Annotated in this window: 18 protein-coding genes; 15 read left to right on the top strand and 3 right to left on the bottom strand. The window is 31.1% G+C overall.

Features of this window, described 5'->3' with window-relative positions:
* Positions 1–105 precede the first annotated feature (105 nt).
* The 5 genes from B5X47_RS00295 to B5X47_RS00275 all read left to right on the top strand — a co-directional run bounded on the left by B5X47_RS00295 (position 106) and on the right by B5X47_RS00275 (position 5,283).
* Positions 106–933, top strand: a complete 828-nt coding sequence (locus B5X47_RS00295; RefSeq protein WP_079588235.1) for a sulfurtransferase — start codon at positions 106–108, stop codon at positions 931–933.
* A 190-nt stretch (positions 934–1,123) separates the two neighbouring features.
* A complete protein-coding gene (locus B5X47_RS00290; RefSeq protein WP_079588234.1) occupies positions 1,124–1,798 on the top strand; it encodes a Crp/Fnr family transcriptional regulator in 675 nt (224 codons plus the stop codon).
* Between the two features lie 13 nt (positions 1,799–1,811).
* Positions 1,812–2,726, top strand: a complete 915-nt coding sequence (locus B5X47_RS00285) for a C40 family peptidase (protein WP_079588233.1) — start codon at positions 1,812–1,814, stop codon at positions 2,724–2,726.
* A 44-nt stretch (positions 2,727–2,770) separates the two neighbouring features.
* Entirely contained in the window at positions 2,771–3,724 is a 954-nt protein-coding gene (locus B5X47_RS00280; protein ID WP_079588232.1) for an HD-GYP domain-containing protein, read from the top strand.
* Between the two features lie 158 nt (positions 3,725–3,882).
* The gene (locus tag B5X47_RS00275) at positions 3,883–5,283 is read left to right on the top strand and encodes an aminopeptidase (RefSeq protein ID WP_079588231.1); all 1,401 of its coding nucleotides are present in this window, start codon (positions 3,883–3,885) and stop codon (positions 5,281–5,283) included.
* 232 nt (positions 5,284–5,515) lie between these two features.
* On the opposite strand, the gene B5X47_RS00270 is transcribed toward B5X47_RS00275, so the two are convergent.
* The gene (locus B5X47_RS00270; RefSeq protein WP_079588230.1) at positions 5,516–6,406 is read right to left on the bottom strand and encodes a selenium metabolism-associated LysR family transcriptional regulator; all 891 of its coding nucleotides are present in this window, start codon (positions 6,404–6,406) and stop codon (positions 5,516–5,518) included.
* A gap of 184 nt (positions 6,407–6,590) precedes the next feature.
* On the opposite strand from B5X47_RS00270, the gene B5X47_RS00265 reads away from it, so the two are divergent.
* The 6 genes from B5X47_RS00265 to B5X47_RS00240 all read left to right on the top strand — a co-directional run bounded on the left by B5X47_RS00265 (position 6,591) and on the right by B5X47_RS00240 (position 12,878).
* The gene (locus tag B5X47_RS00265) at positions 6,591–8,693 is read left to right on the top strand and encodes a cell division protein FtsA (RefSeq protein WP_242950976.1); all 2,103 of its coding nucleotides are present in this window, start codon (positions 6,591–6,593) and stop codon (positions 8,691–8,693) included.
* 37 nt (positions 8,694–8,730) lie between these two features.
* On the top strand, positions 8,731–9,009 hold the full coding sequence (locus B5X47_RS00260) for a chorismate mutase (RefSeq protein ID WP_159446357.1): 279 nt from the start codon (positions 8,731–8,733) through the stop codon (positions 9,007–9,009).
* Between the two features lie 31 nt (positions 9,010–9,040).
* Positions 9,041–9,577, top strand: a complete 537-nt coding sequence (locus B5X47_RS00255) for a TDE2712 family protein (protein WP_013361664.1) — start codon at positions 9,041–9,043, stop codon at positions 9,575–9,577.
* A 29-nt stretch (positions 9,578–9,606) separates the two neighbouring features.
* Positions 9,607–10,800 (top strand): BaiN/RdsA family NAD(P)/FAD-dependent oxidoreductase, encoded by a 1,194-nt coding sequence (locus B5X47_RS00250; protein ID WP_079588228.1) that lies wholly within the window; start codon positions 9,607–9,609, stop codon positions 10,798–10,800.
* A 143-nt stretch (positions 10,801–10,943) separates the two neighbouring features.
* The gene (locus B5X47_RS00245; RefSeq protein WP_079588227.1) at positions 10,944–12,098 is read left to right on the top strand and encodes a double-cubane-cluster-containing anaerobic reductase; all 1,155 of its coding nucleotides are present in this window, start codon (positions 10,944–10,946) and stop codon (positions 12,096–12,098) included.
* A 9-nt stretch (positions 12,099–12,107) separates the two neighbouring features.
* Positions 12,108–12,878, top strand: coding sequence for an acyl-CoA dehydratase activase (locus B5X47_RS00240; RefSeq protein ID WP_079588226.1), 771 nt, complete (start codon positions 12,108–12,110; stop codon positions 12,876–12,878).
* A 125-nt stretch (positions 12,879–13,003) separates the two neighbouring features.
* Here the strand turns inward: B5X47_RS00240 and B5X47_RS00235 are convergent, their stop codons facing one another.
* Entirely contained in the window at positions 13,004–13,981 is a 978-nt protein-coding gene (locus B5X47_RS00235; protein ID WP_079588225.1) for an asparaginase, read from the bottom strand.
* 335 nt (positions 13,982–14,316) lie between these two features.
* Between B5X47_RS00235 and B5X47_RS00230 the strand changes: the two genes are divergently transcribed.
* From B5X47_RS00230 to B5X47_RS00215, 4 genes are read left to right on the top strand one after another with little or no spacing between them, the layout of a single operon-like run.
* Positions 14,317–14,922, top strand: coding sequence for a lactate utilization protein (locus B5X47_RS00230; RefSeq protein ID WP_079588224.1), 606 nt, complete (start codon positions 14,317–14,319; stop codon positions 14,920–14,922).
* Between the two features lie 9 nt (positions 14,923–14,931).
* Positions 14,932–16,083, top strand: coding sequence for a cysteine desulfurase family protein (locus B5X47_RS00225; protein WP_079588223.1), 1,152 nt, complete (start codon positions 14,932–14,934; stop codon positions 16,081–16,083).
* A gap of 19 nt (positions 16,084–16,102) precedes the next feature.
* On the top strand, positions 16,103–17,287 hold the full coding sequence (gene thiI, locus B5X47_RS00220; RefSeq protein WP_079588222.1) for a tRNA uracil 4-sulfurtransferase ThiI: 1,185 nt from the start codon (positions 16,103–16,105) through the stop codon (positions 17,285–17,287).
* Positions 17,280–17,630, top strand: a complete 351-nt coding sequence (locus tag B5X47_RS00215; RefSeq protein WP_200805053.1) for a phage holin family protein — start codon at positions 17,280–17,282, stop codon at positions 17,628–17,630. The genes thiI and B5X47_RS00215 overlap by 8 nt, the downstream gene beginning before the upstream one ends.
* Before the next feature lie 81 nt (positions 17,631–17,711).
* On the opposite strand, the gene B5X47_RS00210 is transcribed toward B5X47_RS00215, so the two are convergent.
* The gene (locus tag B5X47_RS00210; protein WP_079588221.1) at positions 17,712–19,160 is read right to left on the bottom strand and encodes an aminoacyl-histidine dipeptidase; all 1,449 of its coding nucleotides are present in this window, start codon (positions 19,158–19,160) and stop codon (positions 17,712–17,714) included.
* Between the last annotated feature and the right edge of the window lie 14 nt (positions 19,161–19,174).

The raw sequence follows: 19,174 nt of genomic DNA, 5'->3' as shown, positions 1-19,174 counted from the left end.
AATAAAAGAAATTACATATAAATAACGAGAATTTAAATATTTGCGCATGAATTAGCTAAAAAAGGATAATATAAATTATATAGTTTAAATTAAGAGGAGGGTGTCATGAAAAATTTTATTGAAGCATTTGAAGTTAAATCTAATTTAGACGAATACGTAATTATAGACTGTAGATTTGATTTAGTTGAAACAGACTATGGAATTAAGGCATATAAAAACTCACATATAAAAAATGCATTCTTTTTCGATTTAGAAGGTGATATGTCAGCAAAGAAGTCTGTTCATGGAGGAAGACACCCATTGCCAGATATGGCCATGTTTATAAATAAGTTAGAGGCGATTGGGATTTCAAATGATACAAAGATATTAGTTTACGATGACGATATTTCAGTTGCTGCAAGATTATGGTGGATGTTAAAATATATTGGAATTACGAATGTAAAAATATTAAATGGTGGGATTAATGCAGCAGCTCAGGCAGGTATTGAGATGGAAAGTGGTGAACCAAATAAAAGCAATCATCTGAAGGGTAAAATCGATGCTAGAATAAATAACGATCTATTAATAGAGATGGATGAACTAAAAATCATAATTTCTAAAGGCAAGAACTATATTTTAATCGATTCAAGATCACCAGAAAGGTATAAAGGGCTAATTGAACCTTATGATAAAATTCCAGGAAGAATTCCAACTTCAATCAATATATTCTTTAAGGATGTAATGAATGAAAATAGAATAAAAGAAATTGAAGATTTAAAAAAAGTATATAATAATATTGATTCTGATAAAATGGTAATTGCTTACTGTGGTTCAGGGGTGACAGCACCGATAAATATAGTAGCTATGGATGAGGTAGGATTATATTCTAGACTTTACTTAGGTAGTTATAGTGATTATGTATCATATAAAGACAATGTAATCGAAAAAGATTAAATACTTGGAGGCGATAAAATGACGACTATTGGCTTAAGTTTGAATTTGATTGTTCTATTTTTAGTCCTTGTATATTTAATCCTCATAGCTAAGAACAGCTTGAATCTAAACAAAAGAATTAATAGATTATCCAGTAAAATCAATAATATATTAAACAAGTACAATCTATAGAAAATAGGTGTAGGAAATTATGGACACTAGACTATATAATTCTTTGCGCAAAAGCATTATATTTAAGGACGTTTCTGAAGTTAATTTTAATGAGATAGTTAATGAAATTCCATTTAGAATTCTTGATTATAAAAAAAATGAAATACTATTTTTTGAAGGCGATGATTGTAATTCTATAGGGATAGTTTTAGATGGAGAAGTGGAAGTTAATAAAGGCCTTACAATTGGAAAAAAGGTCAATATTACTAAAATTAAAGCCGGAGATATGTTTGCAGAAGCTGTGGTTTTTTCTCAATATCATAAATTTCCAGCTACTATTGAAGCTTCTTCTGACTCAAAGGTATTATTTATATCTAGGGAAAACATAGTAAAAATGTGTTCTAAATATCCTGATTTTATAGAGAAGTTCATGGGGATTTTATCAACTAAAATCAGTATTTTAAACAATAAGGTGTCTCTTCTTTCTATGAAAAGTATCAGACATAAGATATTATTTTATATTTCGAAAGAAGGAAAGCAAGATAAAAATGGGCATTTATCAATTAAGATAGCAAAACAGGATTTGGCAAATAAAATTGGCGTTGAAAGGCCATCCTTATCAAGAGAATTGATTAAGATGCAAGATGAAAATATGTTAAATATGGATGGGAAAAAAATAACTGTTATTTGTGATATCAACGATTATTTAATATAAAGGACGAAATGCTATGAAAAAAGACAACTTAATTTTAAAACTTGGAGTATCTATAATAATTTTTAATCTGTTTTCTTCATCAACTTTTGCCCAGACAAAAGCTTTGGTTACTGCTGACATCTTGAATGTAAGAACTTCACCACAAATAAACTCAGAAATAATTGGAAAGATTCCAAAAGGAGAATTTGTTACGGTTCTTGAATCTGGGGAATGGTCAAAAATAGATTACTACAGCCAAGAGGCCTATGTTTCATCACAATATCTTACTTATCAGAGTAATTCTATAGATATTATAAATGATGTTTCTACTCAGACTTATTTTGAAGAAACTTATTTTGATGATTTATCTAAAGTACTTTTTGATTATAATGCTTCAAACTCTACAAGCTATAATTTACCTAAAGAGGTAATGGACAATACTAAATATACTGAGCTAATGAAAAGCAATCCTTTATTCGAGTATGCCTTTAAGCAATTAGATAAACCATATGTATATTCTATGGCAGGGCCAGAAAGCTTTGATTGTTCTGGTTTTACCTACTATATTTATAAGGAGATAGGAATAAAAATACCTAGAACCTCAGAGCAGCAATCTCAAAAAGGGATTAATGTTGATAAAAGTAGTCTTATGCCTGGAGATTTAGTTTTTTTTGATACTAGAAGTGTTAATAATAGCTTTGATATAACTGATTCATATGAAGATAGTGAGCAATATATAGATATATTATTTCAAAATGAGCTATCGTCATTAAGAGATCAAAAAACTTCATCAAACTCGTTTATTCTCGAGAAAGTAACCCATGTTGGTATGTATATTGGAGATAATAAGTTTATTCATGCCTCATCTGGAGGGAAGAAAGTAATTATAAGTGATCTTACAACTGGATATTATAAAACTAGATATTTATTCTCCAAGAGATATTTATAAAGGGATAATGCCATTAATTTATAGAACTGCGGAGGCATGCCTATATGTATAGAAATAATAAGATATTGTTAGATACTAGCGACGTTATTAATATTTTTAATGAAAAATTGAGACATATGTTAGATAAAAATTTTTATTTCGGATTGGACTCGAGATTGTCTGAAGTTCTACGCGAAAACATGTATGAAAAATTAGTATCTATTTTTACTTCTTTGATGAAAAATATAGATTTTTCGAATAATATTTTTTTAATAAAAAATGCCAACATTGATTTGTTGGAGCACAGCATTAATACAGCCGTATATTCAGGAATTATTGCATCATTTATGAATCTTCCAAATAGCAATATTAAAAATACTATTATGGGAGGAGCTCTTCATGATATTGGAAAAATTTTTGAAGAGGAGGCCTTTGGACTGAAAAACACAGTATTTTTTGATGAAGATGATGAAAGTATTTATACTCATGTTTTAAGAGGTAAACAGCATATAGACAGCTTTTCGGATATAAGCGAATATGCAAAAAAAATAATATTAGAGCATCATGAGCATTATGATGGCTCTGGGCACCCAAATGGAATAGATTTTGAAAATATTTCTTTACTAAGTAGAATAGTTGCAATTGCAAATGTATACGATGCAATGAACAATAAAAATGGAGAAAATGGAATTTTTGCTCCCTATGATTCTGTAGAGTATATTATGGCTTATTCAGGAACTATGTTTGATTATGACATAGTAAAAGTTTTTTTTAAGAAAATAATTCCATATCCTATAGGAACTTTAGTTAGATTAAGCGATGGTAGAGTTGGGGTAGTTGAAAGAATTCCTGATGGCTTCTTATTTAGACCTGTAATAAAAATAGTAAAACAATTAGATACAAGAATTATTATGGAAGAAGTATCTTTGATGGATAACCCTTCAATTACTGTTAAGGCAATTTTGGAAAAAACTCCTAACCCTTCAGTACAGTCATATTTAAAACATGGATTTAATTAAAGGCTGAATCACTTTGCAAAGTGATTCAGTTTTTTTAAATATATTTCAAAAATATCTAACTATATAATTAAATTTATATTTATAACCAAAACTTTATGATATAATTTTAATAGATTATCGCAATGTTAAAAAAATTAAATATATTTTGGAGGTAATTTATGGCGTTGAAACATGAATCGAAAAATGTTTGGAAAAATTTAAAAGAAAATGAACTTGACTTAGTTATGGATTATGCAAATCGCTATATGGCATTTCTAGATAATTCTAAAACTGAAAGACGTTGTGCTAATGAAATTATAAAATTAGCTAAAAATAATGGCTTTGAAGATTATAATGAAGTTCTAAAAACAGGAAAGATTGAACCTGGAACTAAGATATATCTCAATAATAAAGAAAAGTCAGTAGCACTTGTAGTTATAGGAAAACAAAGCTTAGAAGCTGGAATGAATATTGTTGGTTCACATATCGATGCACCACGACTTGATTTAAAGCCATTTCCACTTTATGAAGATGGAAATATGGCATTATTAAAAACACATTATTATGGTGGAGTTAAGAAATATCAGTGGACATGCATACCACTTAGCCTACATGGAATAGTATTTACTAAAGACGGAAATAAAATAGATATTTCTATTGGAGAGAATCAAGATGAGCCAGTATTTTATATTAATGATTTACTAATTCATTTATCAGCTGACCAAATGCAAAAGAAATTATCTGAAGGAATAACAGGTGAGCAATTAAATGTTGTTGTAGGCCATAGACCTATGATTTCAATTGACAGCGAAGAAAAAGAAATTAAAGACCCAGTAAAAGAAAATATTCTACATATACTTAATGAAAAATACGGAATAATTGAAGAAGATTTTATGCTTGCAGAGTTTGAAATAGTTCCAGCAGATAAAGCAAGACATGTTGGACTTGATAGCTCTATGATTTCAGCTCACGGCCATGATGATAGAGTATGTGCATATGCTGGTTTAGAGGCTATATTTGATGTGGAAATCCCTGAGATTACTGCAGTTTCTTTATTTGTAGATAAAGAAGAGATAGGCTCAGTAGGAAACACTAGTATGGAATCTAAATTCTTTGAGAATATGATAGCTGAACTTATTGCCTTACAGGGAGAATATTCTGATCTAAAGGTAAGAAGAGCATTTGCTAACTCTAAAGTATTATCTGCAGACGTTACAGTTGGATTTGATCCTACATTCCCAGAAGTTTTAGATAAAAAGAATGCCGCTATGATTGGTCATGGAGTTACAATTTCTAAATATACTGGAGCAAGAGGCAAGGGTGGCTGTAATGATGCAAATGCTGAATACCTTGCTTACGTAAGAAAAGTGTTTGATCAAAACGAAGTTATCTGGCAAATTGGTGAACTTGGAAAAGTTGATCAAGGCGGAGGAGGAACTATCGCTTATATCCTTGCGCAATATGGCGCAGAAGTAGTTGATTGTGGTGTTCCTATGCTTAGCATGCACGCACCTCTTGAGCTTGTAAGCAAAGCTGATATCTATATGACTTATAGAGCTTACAGCAGTTTCTTAAAATAAGCACAATAACCTTAGTAATAAAAGTAATGAAGACTTGCTATAGAATCTAACAAAGCCTAGTGCTTTTTCAGAAAAGAAAATTATTTTATTAATAATAAAAAACCTCTGTTTAGAGTAATCTATAATTAGATTTTCTAAATGGAGGTTTTTGTTTTATTGTGAATTCAATAAGGATTGATTATACTTTGTGAAGCCTTTAATTTCTTTAAAGGTATGAGTTCTTAATTTTTTGTTATTTGTAAATAGAGGCAATATAATCAATAAAGTTTTTTTCTAGGTGAGAGAAAATTCTTTCTTTTGAATAAACAAAATAAAAATTTCTTTCCAAATTCAAGTCAGCCACTTTGTATTTTTTTATAAGTCCAAGCTTAAGTTCATTTTCAATAGCTTTGGATGAAACAATAGAGCAGCAAAGTCCAGCTTGAACTAAGCTTTTTATTGTTTGGGTATTTTCTGCCATGGATTTGATTTTCAAGTCATAGATGCTTATTTTATGCCTTTTTAATTCTTTTGATAAAAGATTTCTAGTTCCTGAGCCTTCCTCTCTTAAAACTAGTGGAAGAGTTTGCAAAGTTTCTAAGCTTACTACCTCTGATTCATTATCAAAATCTACTGGAGTAATTAAAACAAGGTCATCCTTCATAATAGGAAGGTATTCTAAAGATGAATCTTTAAAGAATGAGCCTGTAAATCCAAATGGAATCTTACAATCTTTTAATGATTCAACTATTTCAAAAGAATCTAAATGATTTACCTTATATGTAATATTTGGATAAAGTGAGCTAAAATCCGTTAGAAGGCTAGGAATTATGTATTGCTCTGGTATAGTACTGGCATTTATAGTAAGAGTACCTTCTATTTTTCCAACATATTCGCCTAGATTATACTGAGCAGTATCTTTTAAAGATAAAATTTTCTGTGCGTAATCATAAAAAATTTCTCCAGCTCTAGTCAACGAGATTTCTCTATTTGTTCTATTGAGAAGAAAAGTACCCAGCTCTTTTTCTAAATTCTGCATATGATTACTAAGTGTAGGCTGAGTCAGGTAAAGCTCACGAGCAGCCTTAGAAAAACTTTTATTTTTTGCAATAGCTATAAAAGATTCTAATTGTCTAAAGTCCATTATATTTCCTCCACTTGATTATTATGTATTATATTATATCTTAGATTTCATAATATTGTTCCACTTTTTAGTATAAGTTTATATTAATAGAAATTCAACAAGCTTAGTCGATTATATCTATTAATAAAAACTATTTATGCTATAATTTATATTGTTATTAATGATTATCAGGAAGGGTGTTGTCATGACTACCATAGATAACCAAAATAAAATATTTTTTTGTCTTGATATAGGAACTAGAAGCATCATGGGTATAGTAGCAGAGTTTATTGACGATAAGCTGAATATTATCCATAGTGTAACTGAATTTCATAAAGATAGGGTTATGCTTGACGGACAAATTCATGATATTGAAGGTGTAACCAAAATAGCAAGATTAGTAAAAGAAAAGTTAGAATCTGAAATTGGATATGAATTAAAAGAAGTATCTATAGCTGCGGCAGGAAGATCATTAAAAACAATAAGAACAGATTCAAGTATCAAAATAGAGCCGGATGTACCTGTAGATAAACATATACTAAAGAGCTTAGAAATAGAGGCTATCCAAAAAGCTAGGCAAATACTTGTTCAGCAAGATGAAAATAACCATAACTACTATAATGTGGGTCATACAGTTATAAATTATATGCTTGATAATTCAATGATAATTAACCCACTTGGGCATAAAGGTTCAAATCTGTATATTGAAATTATAGCTACTTTTCTACCTCAAATTGTAGTAGATGGGCTTTATAAGGTTATGGATAATATAGGTCTAGATGTGGGATTCATGACTCTAGAGCCAATTGCAGCCATAGAAGCAGCTGTTCCAAATAATATAAGATTATTAAATGTTGCACTTGTAGATATTGGCGCTGGAACATCAGATATTGCAATTACAAAAGATGGTACGATTGCGGCCTATGCTATGACCTCAACAGCTGGCGATGAAATTACAGAAATGTTAGCAAAGACCTATCTTTTAGATTTTGACACTGCTGAAGCTGTAAAATGTAATTTATGTAATAGCAGTGAGCAATCGTTTAATGACATTTTGGGCATCAATCAAAGTATGTCATCAGCTGACATCCTAGATACTATAGAGCCATCTATTGAAAGTGTAGCATCAGAGATAGCTGAAAATATAATAAAACATAATGGTAAGTCTCCTAGTGCAGTATTTTTGATTGGTGGAGCCAGCCAAATACCTAGACTGAATAATTTCATTGCATCAAAGCTGGAGCTTCCAAAAGAAAGAGTTGCAATAAAAACTATTGAGGCTATACCAAATTTGATTGCATCAAAAGGTATGGTAAATGGACCAGAAGGAGTTACTCCAATTGGTATAATTTTGTGCACATCGAAAAATAAGAGAAATGATTTTATAGAAGTAAGAGTCAATGACTCTAAAGTAAAGATGTTTAGAAGTAAAAAGCTTAAAATTAGTGATGCTATAATTTTAGCTGGATTTGATCCAATTGATCTTATACCAAGAAAAGGCAAGTCCTTAAAAATTTATGTTAATAATACTGAGAAGCTAATTACAGGAGAGTACGGCAAGGAAGCAAATATATTTTTAAATGGAAAAATTGCAAACTTAGATTCTGACATCAACGATGGAGATAGTATAATAATAGATCCTGCTATTCAAGGTAAAAATGCAAAGATTTATTTAAATCAAATTTTGGATGAAAAAGATGTAGTATATTTAAAAAAAGAACCTAAAAATAGAATAGTAGATGTTACATTAAATGGCAAAAGCATAGATGCTTGGGATTGCGAGTTAAATGACAATGATAAGATAGATTATAAATATTTGTACTCAGTCAAAGACTTATTTGATTACTATAATATTGGTGCGACAGATAGCATACTTGTAAACGAAAAACTGTCTGAGCTTACATCCCCTCTTGTTTCTGGATGTGAAATAGATTTTACGAATGAGTATGAGAATTTACAAGCTTATGATATTGATGAAGAAGAATTAGAAGAAGCTAAAGAGAATTATTTCGAGAACTTGACAATAGATACGAAAAATGACAATGTAACAGCTGAACATAATAAGGTGTATAATGATATTGGACAAACTAGAGATTTTTTATATACATCATTTAAGATTAAATATAATGATGAGCTACTAGAGCTAGCGCCTAAAAAATCAAAATTGCTATTTATTGATATTTTTGATTATATAGATTTTGATAGAACTAAGGCAAACGGAAAGCTGCTTTTGCTTCATAATGGAAATCAAGCTGATTTTATGAAGGAGCTAAAAAATGGCGATGAAGTTGTTATAAAATGGATATAGTTTTGCTAAGAAGTGATTAGTTAGGAGTAAGATTTTATTGAAAGATTTAAAAACATATAGGGCCCAAATAGATGAAATTGACAAAAAGCTGATTGATTTGTTTGAGCAAAGATTAGATATAGTAACAAATATCCATAAGGTTAAAAAAAATAATGATATACCTATTGTAAATGAGCTTAGAGAAGCAGAAGTGATAAGCCAAGCAATCTGTAACTTAAATAATAAGACTTATAGTGATGAGATAACTGAGTATATGAAAGCTATAATCGCAATATCTAGAAAGCTACAACTTAAATCAAAGGATACAGGAAATTAAAATTATATTAATTATTTTAGGAGGCTGAAAAATGTTAAAGAGAATAGTTTTAAACCTAGAAGTTTTAGAAGGAATGCTTTATTTTTGGCAAGCAACAAAAGATAAGGAAAAGGTAGGAGAGGCATATATAATGAGCATAGCAGGAAAAGATGCTATGAAAGAAGTATATGATTCTGAGTTTGGTATGGAATCTGTAAGAGTGGTTTTAAGTGCTATATCAAATAGAGAGCTACTTAATAGCACAAATAAAAAAGAAAGAAGATTTTGGAATAATAACATGTGGATGCTTGAAGATATGACTCTAATGCAACAGATGATAGCTCCGCTAAAAAAATTAAATTTAGATAATGTAGCTAAAGAAATTAATGAAAGCAAAGCTGATTTCCCTTATGAAGAAATAGAGATTGTGTTTTTCCCTGGGCATATGGATGCTAATAAGATTGAAAATAATAAACTATATTTAAACTTCTTTTTAGTAAAACCAGATTTATTTAATGAGGAAGTAGTTTTATTTGAAGATAAAGAAGTAAAGGATTATATTAAAAATTTAATTTTATCAATGAATTAATTTGACGGTGTAAGATAAAGGAGATTATATTGAAAAAGATAGTTATAATTGGCGCAGGCCCATCAGGTATGATGGCTGCGCTTTATGCTTCGAAACAAAGCTCAAGTGTAACACTGCTTGATAAGAATAAAATTTTAGGTAAAAAATTGCTTATAACAGGTGGAGGCAGATGCAATATTACTAGCAATCTGCCTCTAAGTGATTTTTATTCTCATATTACTAGCAATGAAAAATTTCTTTATAGCTCATTTAATTTTTTTGGAAAAGATGAGCTTTTGGAAATGTTTAAAAGTGAAGGTGTTAAATTTAAATCTGAAGGGCAAAAAATATATCCAGTAAGCAATAGGGCAGATGAGATTTTATCTGTGTTAGAAAAGCTGCTCATTGAAAGTAAAGTCGATATTAAGCTAAACGAAGACGTATCTGACATAATAGTCCAAGATTCTAAGGTAGTGGGTGTGAAAACTGATAAAAATTTATATACTTCGGACTGCGTTGTTGTGTGTTCAGGTGGATGCAGTTATCCTTTAACAGGCTCTGATGGAAAGCTATTTTCTATTTTAAAAAAGCTAGGTATAAAAACAACAAAGTTACATCCAGCCCTAGTTCCACTAAAAACTTCCATGACTTCAAACTTAGCGGGGATATCATTAGATGATGTTATACTAACTTCAAAGCATAGTAAAAAATTATATTCAACTAGAGGCTCTATGATATTTACTCATAATGGAATTAGTGGACCTGCGGTGTTAGATTTGAGCAGCTATATATCTAGCTATAAGCCAAGCGATATAAGTTTATTTATAGATTTTTTACCAGAAATATCTAGCGATAAAATTACTGACATACTATATGAAAAGTCGAAGAAGAATCTTTACAATAGATTCAAGGGATATCTTCCAACAGAGCTTATTAAAACAATACTTCCAGATATAGATGCAGATAAGATTTTTAATTTGAAAAAAGCTCAAGCAAATGAATTAGTTGGCAATTTAAAATCATATAATGTCGAAGTAACTGGGTTTGGAAAGCTCTCTGAAGGGATAGTTACAAAAGGAGGCGTGGATTTAAAAAAAGTAAATCCATCAACCTTAGAATCTAGAATTGTAAAGGGCCTTTATTTTGCGGGAGAAGTGCTGGATTTAGATGCAAATACTGGGGGATATAACCTGCAAATAGCATTTTCTACAGGGGCCCTAAGTGGTTATAGCGCATCAATTTGAGATTAAACCTTTAATATACTACACTAAAAAAATGCAGGTATTTGAAATTTCTATTTGATGAATAAAATCTTTCTATTAGACGGGTATTTTTTTCTATCTTATGATTAATATTGAAGTATTATTAATCCTAGGAGGTTATTTTAATGGAAATAAGAAAAGACTTACCTGAAATTTTTGAAGATTTTTCTGAAGCAAGAAGAAATGGTTTTATTTCTGCAAAACAATTCAAAGATCAAAATAAACCAATGATTGGAACATTTTGTACATATATGCCTCAAGAGCTACCTCTTGCTATGGGAGCAGCAGTAGTTTCTTTATGTGCTACATCTGACGAGACTATAGCTGAAGCTGAGGTTGATTTACCGAGAAATCTCTGTCCACTTATTAAGTCAAGCTATGGCTTTGGAAAAACAGATAAATGTCCATATTTTTATTTTTCTGATTTAGTAGTAGGAGAGACAACTTGTGATGGTAAAAAGAAAATGTACGAGCACATGGGGCAGTTTAAAGATGTACATGTGATGCAGCTTCCTAATACTCAGTTTGGAGAACAGGCATTTGAGCTGTGGAAAAGTGAAATAGTAAAATTAAAAGAGTTACTAGAGGAAAAATTTGATGTTGAAATAACTGAGGATGCAATAAAATCAGCTATTAATTTAAAAAATAGAGAGCGTTCAGCTCTTAAGGATTTTTATTCTCTTGGAAAACTAAATCCTCCAGCAATTTCAGGAGGAGATATTTTAAAAGTTCTTTATGGTTCAACATTTAAGTTTAATAGAGAAGACACTATTGAAGAAGTAAAAAATCTTACAAGTCGAATTTTAGATGAGTATAATGCTGGCAAAAAACTGGACTCAAAACCTAGAATATTAATTACAGGCTGTCCAATTGGAGGAGTAACTGAAAAGGTTGTAAAAGCAATCGAAGACAATGGTGCTTATGTTGTTTTTTTTGAAAACTGTATGGGAGCTAAAGCTATTGAAGAAAATGTATCAGAAGATAATGACGATGTTTATGCTGCTCTTGCTGAGAAATATCTTTCAATAGGCTGTTCATGCATGACCCCTAATCCTAATAGGATAACTATGCTTAATAAAGCTATAGATGAATATAAGGTAGATGCAGTTGTAGATGTTTTATTGCAAGCTTGTCATACCTATAGCGTTGAAACTCTTACAATCAAGCAATTTGTAAATAAAGAAAAAAATATTCCGTATATGAGTATAGAAACTGATTATTCTACATCTGATGTAGGACAGCTTAATACTAGAATGTCGGCGTTTATAGAGATGCTATAGGAGGAATTGATGTTAATTGTAGGAATTGATTCTGGCTCTACTACCACAAAAGGAGTTTTGCTTGAAAATAATTCAATTATAAAAACTCTTATTGAGCCAACTGGCTATAATCCAAAGAGTACGATTATGAGTATACACTCAGAGCTGACTAAGGGAAAAGAAGCCTATACTGTAACAACTGGATATGGCAGAAACTTACTTGAAAATGCCGATAAATCTATTACGGAGATAACTTGTCATGCAAAGGGTGCTTCTTATCTATGTAAGGGAATTGATGCAGTAATCGACATTGGAGGTCAAGATAGTAAAGCAATCATGCTAAGCTCTGATGGCCAAGTTATAGATTTTCTTATGAATGATAAGTGCGCAGCAGGAACTGGCAGGTTTATTGAAGTAATGATGAAAATACTTCATAAAGACATTGGACATATAGATAGCTTTATCAAGGATAAAACTGCTGTTAAGATTTCGAGTATGTGTACAGTTTTTGCAGAGAGTGAAGTGATTAGCCTTTTAGCTAATAATAATGATCCAGGAAATATAGCAAAGGGAATTATTGATTCTATTTGTATTAGAACTTCAAATTTTGCAAAAAAAATGCCAATCAATTCTAAATCTAAGGTATTTTTTAGTGGAGGCCTTGCTAAGAGCAATGAAGTAAGATTACTATTAGCTGAAAAGCTAAATTGCGAAGTGGTGACTCATGAATATGCTCAGTATGTTGGAGCAATTGGGGCAGCTGTTATTGGCAATCAAAAAGCAAATAAAATATTAATGTAGTTTAGAACGTTAGTGTTAAAAGAAAAATAGGGCTATTGGAAATGAAAGTTCTTTATTTCCAATTAGCCCTACTATTTTTATTGAGACTACTAAAATCCTAATGGAATTTTTGTAGCTATTTGCTATTAAGATATTTTAAAAATATTTCTAATTTCATCAATATTATCAGTATATCCAAGTGCTACCATTAGCTTAAGTCTTGCTTTTTGACCATTTAGCTCGCCTCCCAGAACTACTCCCATAGAGGTCAAATCCTTTCCCCCGCCTTCATATCCGTAAGATTCCATAACCCTACCTGAAGGGCATCTAGATACTATTACAACTACTACATTATTTTTAAGGGCATACTTAACTCCAGCTAAGGCCTTTGGAGGCAAATTACCTCTTCCCATTGCTTCTATGACTATTCCTTTTGCTCCGGCATTTACAGCACAGTTTATAAGAGAATCATCCATGTCTAAATAGGATTTAATTAGATAGACATTATTTTCTATGGTATCAGTGTTGATAAATTGTTTTGTTACTATATCTCTATGTACGATTAAATCATTTGTATCAATTGTTCCAATTGGACCATATGGAGACTGAAAAGTATTAAGTGACAAGGTATTAGTTTTTGTAACTTCCATTGCAAGGTTAACTTCGTTGTTTAATACTACTAAGACTCCCTTGTTCATAGCAAGAGGAGATATCGCAGTACAAACTGCTGCAGCTAAATTGCTTGGACCATCATATCCAAGCTCTGAACTGTTTCTCATAGCACCCACAACAACTACTGGTTTAGGTGTATTAATCGTTAAGTCAAGAAAATATGCAGTTTCTTCAAGGGAATCTGTTCCATGTGTTATTATGACTCCACTTATATCATTTCTTTTCACTAAATCTTGAATCAATGAGCGAATTTCCATTAATCTATCTATAGTCATATGAGGACCAGGAATTTCAGCATATTCAATTACTTCAATTTCTGCTAGCTTGTCTATGTTTGATACCATAGACAGGATTTGGCTACCAGTTAATGTAGGAATTGCTGCTCCTACTTTTTCGTCTACGGTCATAGAAATAGTTCCGCCTGTAAATATAATTGCCACTTTTGGTTTCATTTTGTCTAACCCCTCTCGTGAATTTCAGCATAATAAAATTCTAACATTTTAAAGTTATAAAAGTCTACATAAATAGAAAAAAACCTCTGCATTTGCAGAGGTAAACGAAAAACTCGTTTCAAAGGGGTATTGGGAATAGAGATTTTGAGGTTATCAGGGGGGATAACCGTCTTTAATAGTATACCAAATAAATGTATTATCTGCAATAATTTTTTAAAAAGCTGCATAAAACATAATTATGATAGGTAATTTTTTTGTTTTAAGTTATAATAAATTTTGTTATAAGTTATAATAAATAATATATTATATAAAATTATCGTTAGAGGTGAGTAAAATTGAGTATAGATAATTTAATTAAAAATCTAAGAATAAGAAGATTTAAAGCAGAGTTCTTTGTAGATAGAGATGAATTATTTAAATACATCATTAAGGAAACAAATCAGGATGAAAAAATAGGATTTGGCGGATCAAAAACATTAGATGACTTAGGTCTTTATGAACAGTTCATAGGCCAAGGAAAAGAAGTTTTTTGGCACTGGAAGGCTGAGCCAAATGAGAGACTCGAAGTGCTAAAGAAAGCTCAGCACGTAGATTCATATTTTTCAAGCACAAATGCAATTACCTTAGATGGGAGACTTGTGAATATCGACGGTAATGCAAACAGAGTTGCCTCGATGATTTTTGGGCCTAAAAAAGTTTTTATAATAGCTGGAGAAAATAAAATTGCAAATGATTTAGATAGCGCTCTAAATCGCATTAAAACTATTGCATGTCCTCAAAATGCAAGAAGACTTGAAAGAAACTTGCCTTGTGCAGTGACAGGACAATGTACTGACTGTAGAAGTGATGAAAGAATGTGTAATGTAACAACTATAATTGAAGGAAATATCCCTACAACTGATATTAGGATATGTATAGTTGGAGAAAATTTAGGTTATTAGAGGTGAAAAATGCAAATATATTTAGACAATAGCTCAACAACTATACCGAATTCAGAAGTAATAGATGAAATCACATCAAATCTTAGGGAGTGTTTTGGCAACCCATCATCTATACACAAAATTGGAATAGAAGCTGAGAAAATTATAAAAAAATCAAGAAGCACTCTAGCTGATGCGTTAGGAGATGCAAAACCTAAAGAAATTGTGTTCACTTCTTGTGGAACTGAGTCGAATAATATGGCTATTAGAGGCGCTTTATCTGCAAACAAAAGAGCTGGTAAGCATATAATTAGTTCTTTTTCTGAGCATGACTCAGTATACAAAACACTAGAAGATTTACAACAAAGAGAAGATTATAAGGTGACATTTTTAAAGCCGAACAAAGATGGAATTATAACTGCAGACCAAGTTAAAAATGCATTGAAAGAAGATACTATTTTTGTTAGTCTTATGCATGTAAATAATGAAATAGGAGATATTAATCCTATAAATGAAATAGGCCAAGTTATAAAATCATATAAACAAAGCATAGTCTATCATGTAGATGCTGTTCAATCATTTTTGAAGCTGAAAATTAATCTAGAAAATATAGATTTGTTAAGCATAAGCGGACACAAGGTTCATGCACCTAAGGGGATAGGAGCTTTATATATAAGAGAAAAGACGAAAATCCATCCACTGCTCACAGGTGGAGGGCAGGAGATGCAATTTAGGTCAGGCACCGAAAATACTGCTTATATAGCTGGGTTATCAAAAGCAATAGATATACAAAAGGGCAGCTTAAGTGAGGATTTAAATAGAATAAAAAAACTTAGAGAAAAGTTTATTTTAAATTTAAAATCAGAAATAACGGATATAGTTGTAAACTCATCTGAAAGCTCATTACCTTATATTTGCAACATCTCGTTTTTAGGAGTAAAAGGAGAAATCCTACTTCATACTCTTGAACAAAAAGGTATTTTCGTTTCTACCGGATCAGCTTGTTCTTCAAAAAAGAAAGGGTCAAGAGTTTTAGAATCCTTGGATTTAAGTTTAGGAATCAAAGATTCAGCAATTAGATTTTCATTTTCAAAAAATACCACTGATGACGAGCTTCAGTTTACAGTAGAAGTATTAAAAAAAGAAATTACAAAGCTAAGAAAATTATTGAATTATAAATAAAGCTTAGGAAGGAGCAAGAATGTACGATATTTTAATAATAAGAAATGGTGAGGTTGCAATAAAAGGATTGAATAGACCAGTTTTTGAAAATAAACTAATCAAAAATATAGAGTACACCCTATATCAATTCAAAAGCGTGAAAGTAAAAAAAGGTGATGGAAGGATTTATGTACATCTTAATGGTGAGGATCCTAACCAAATAGTTAAAAAAATTAAGAATGTTTTTGGAGTTGTATCTATTAGTCCAGCTATTGTTACAGAGCCTGGATATGAGAATCTTAAAGAGGGAATAAAAAAGCTTGTTGATGAAAAAACTAAAGATAGCAAGCTTATGACTTTTAAAGTAAATGCTAAAAGACTAGACAAAAGATTTCCAATGAAATCTCCTGAAATGAGCATAGATCTTGGAGGTTATGTTCTCAAGACATTCCCTCAAAGGTTTAAAGTCGATGTAGTAAATCCGGATTTAAATATTACTGCTGAGTTAAGAGCGGATTCTAATATAATATTTGCTGACAAGATAAAAGGAGTTGGAGGTTTACCAAGGGGAATAAATGGCAAGGGTTGTATCTTGCTTTCAGGAGGAATTGATAGCCCTGTTGCTGCCTATCTTATGTCTAAAAGAGGACTTTATATTGAAGCTGTTCATTTTCATAGCTTTCCTTTTACAAGTGAAAAATCACAGGAAAAAATCATGGATTTAGCAAGAACCTTATTACCATATACCGGCCAGATTAAAATTCATATGGTAAATCTTTTAGAAATACAGCAATCAATTGCAGAAAATTGCCCAGAGGAATTAATGACTATTCTATCTAGACGCTTTATGATGGCTATAGCTGAAAGAATAGCAACAGAGACAGAGTGCAATTGTCTTATTACAGGAGAAAGCATGGGTCAAGTAGCCTCCCAGACGGCTGAAGGTCTACTAGCAACGAATAACGCTGTAAAGCTACTTCCAGTGTTTAGGCCTCTTATATCTTATGATAAAGAGGATATAATAACCTTAGCCAAAGAGATTGATACCTTTGATGTATCAATTATACCTGAAGAGGATTGCTGTACTGTGTTTCTACCAAAGAGGCCAGCTACAAAGCCGAAGCTTGAAAAAATATTAAAAGCAGAAGAGAACTTGAATATTGAAATGCTTATTAACAATGCTATAGATTCTAGAGTTATTAAGGAGATGAAAAAATTTGAGTAAATTTCTAGTCAGATGTTTTGTATTTGCACTTGCACTGATGGCTACTTCCTATCTTTTAGGTTCTGTTGAGGTTACTGGATTTGTGGCTGCATTTATAGCAGCGATAATATTTGCTGGATTTAATACTATTATAAAGCCTATCCTTTTTATATTATCCTTGCCTATAACTATTCTTACATTTGGCTTATTTACTTTAGTATTAAATGGCATAATTTTTTCAATGGTTGCAGGGCTAGTCCCTGGATTCGAGGTTTATAGCTTTTCTGGTGCAATTTTTGGAGCTATAATTGTAAGTATAATAAATATGATTCTATCAAATTTTTTAGATGTGAATGATAAATAAAAAAAATCCTAGAAGAAAATTCTTCTAGGATTTTTAATTATTGTAAATAGAATTAAGCTCATTATACGTTAAGGTCTTTTATTATTTTAATGTTTTTAATAGTTCAACTAAGAATCCAAAAACTCTATCAGCTGAATTTATATCGAGATATTCATCAGGAGAGTGAACCCCATCCATATTAGGACCGAACGATAAAATATCTATATCGTTATTTTTTAGAGCATCTGCAAAGAAGCCGCATTCTAGACCTGCATGAATAGCTTTAATTACTGGCTTATTACCTGTTAAATCCTCATATAGCTTACATGCTATATCTCTTAAATCTGAGTTTGGCTTATATTGCCACTCAGGATAATCTGCTTCAGATTCAAATCTAAGGTTAAAAGCGTTTGCAATTATATCAAGCTTTTGAACCATTGCTGTTTTTAAGCTTTTTATTGAGCTTCTTAAGGAATTTGAAATAATTACTGTATTATCTTCAAATTTAACTACTCCTAAATTTTGAGAGCTGATTACAAAATCTTCTATATCTACGCTTTTATGATCTATACCAGAATGGATTAGTAAAAGTACATTAATTAATTTATCTGTAGATTCTTTATCCATAACAGCATCAAATTCATGATTTTTTTCGATACTTAAAGTTACAGAATCAGCAGAGCCCATCTCGTTATTATATAGATTTTCTAGCTCTTTAATCATTTTATTTAAATCTGATTCAAAGCTTTTATCAATATAAAATGCACAAGATGCTTCTCTAGGAATTGCGTTTATTTTAGAACCACCATTAAAATCAGCTAGTTCAAGGTTGAATTTTGAGTTTAGCTCAGCCAAGGTTCTTGCTAAAAGCTTGATTGAATTTCCTCTTTCTTTATGAATATCTGAACCTGAATGGCCACCTTTTAAACCTGAAATAAGGACTTTATATTTTGAATCCAAACTAGGCTTTGATTTCTTGAAATCCAAATACATGTGATGGTCAATTCCTCCAGCAGAAGAAATATAAAATACGCCTTCTTCTTCAGCATCTAGATTTAACAATCTGCTACCTTTTAAATTCTGTGGATTGAAAAATTCGGCTCCCTTCATAGAAGTTTCTTCTTCTGTAGTAAGAATTACCTCAATAGGAGGATGCTCAAATTCATCAGAAGAAAGTATAGTAAGTGCATATGCTATAGCAATTCCATTATCTGCACCAAGTGTAGTTCCAGTAGCTCTAAGCAAACCTTCATGTTCTGTAAGCTTTAATGCATCCTTAGAAAAATCATGAACTATACCTTGATTTTTTTCACATACCATGTCTAGATGGCCTTGTAAAATGACAGTCTTTGAATTTTCATAGCCTTTAGTAGCATTTTTTTTAATTATTACGTTACCAGTAGTTTCTTCAATAAATGCTTCTAAATTGTTATCTTTGGCAAACTTTATAAGGAATTCAGATATTCCCGCTTCTTCTCCTGAACATCTAGGAATTTTAGTTATTTCTCTAAACCAGTCCATTACAATCTGTCCATTTTTTGATAATTGCATAACAAAACCTCCAT

Source organism: Acetoanaerobium noterae (assembly GCF_900168025.1).
GTDB classification, from domain to species: domain Bacteria; phylum Bacillota; class Clostridia; order Peptostreptococcales; family Filifactoraceae; genus Acetoanaerobium; species Acetoanaerobium noterae.
The sequence above is the reverse complement of the archived record's forward strand: the minus strand, read 5'-3'. Positions and strand labels throughout refer to the sequence as shown.

Bases quoted from the DNA above. Each gene is read 5' to 3' on its own strand.
- B5X47_RS00295 (WP_079588235.1), top strand. From the start codon at position 106: ATGAAAAATTTTATTGAAGCATTTGAAGTTAAATCTAATTTAGACGAA.
- B5X47_RS00290 (WP_079588234.1), top strand. From the start codon at position 1,124: ATGGACACTAGACTATATAATTCTTTGCGCAAAAGCATTATATTTAAG.
- B5X47_RS00285 (WP_079588233.1), top strand. From the start codon at position 1,812: ATGAAAAAAGACAACTTAATTTTAAAACTTGGAGTATCTATAATAATT.
- B5X47_RS00280 (WP_079588232.1), top strand. From the start codon at position 2,771: ATGTATAGAAATAATAAGATATTGTTAGATACTAGCGACGTTATTAAT.
- B5X47_RS00275 (WP_079588231.1), top strand. From the start codon at position 3,883: ATGGCGTTGAAACATGAATCGAAAAATGTTTGGAAAAATTTAAAAGAA.
- B5X47_RS00270 (WP_079588230.1), bottom strand. From the start codon at position 6,406: ATGGACTTTAGACAATTAGAATCTTTTATAGCTATTGCAAAAAATAAA.
- B5X47_RS00265 (WP_242950976.1), top strand. From the start codon at position 6,591: ATGACTACCATAGATAACCAAAATAAAATATTTTTTTGTCTTGATATA.
- B5X47_RS00255 (WP_013361664.1), top strand. From the start codon at position 9,041: ATGTTAAAGAGAATAGTTTTAAACCTAGAAGTTTTAGAAGGAATGCTT.
- B5X47_RS00245 (WP_079588227.1), top strand. From the start codon at position 10,944: ATGGAAATAAGAAAAGACTTACCTGAAATTTTTGAAGATTTTTCTGAA.
- B5X47_RS00240 (WP_079588226.1), top strand. From the start codon at position 12,108: ATGTTAATTGTAGGAATTGATTCTGGCTCTACTACCACAAAAGGAGTT.
- B5X47_RS00235 (WP_079588225.1), bottom strand. From the start codon at position 13,981: ATGAAACCAAAAGTGGCAATTATATTTACAGGCGGAACTATTTCTATG.
- B5X47_RS00225 (WP_079588223.1), top strand. From the start codon at position 14,932: ATGCAAATATATTTAGACAATAGCTCAACAACTATACCGAATTCAGAA.
- thiI (WP_079588222.1), top strand. From the start codon at position 16,103: ATGTACGATATTTTAATAATAAGAAATGGTGAGGTTGCAATAAAAGGA.
- B5X47_RS00210 (WP_079588221.1), bottom strand. From the start codon at position 19,160: ATGCAATTATCAAAAAATGGACAGATTGTAATGGACTGGTTTAGAGAA.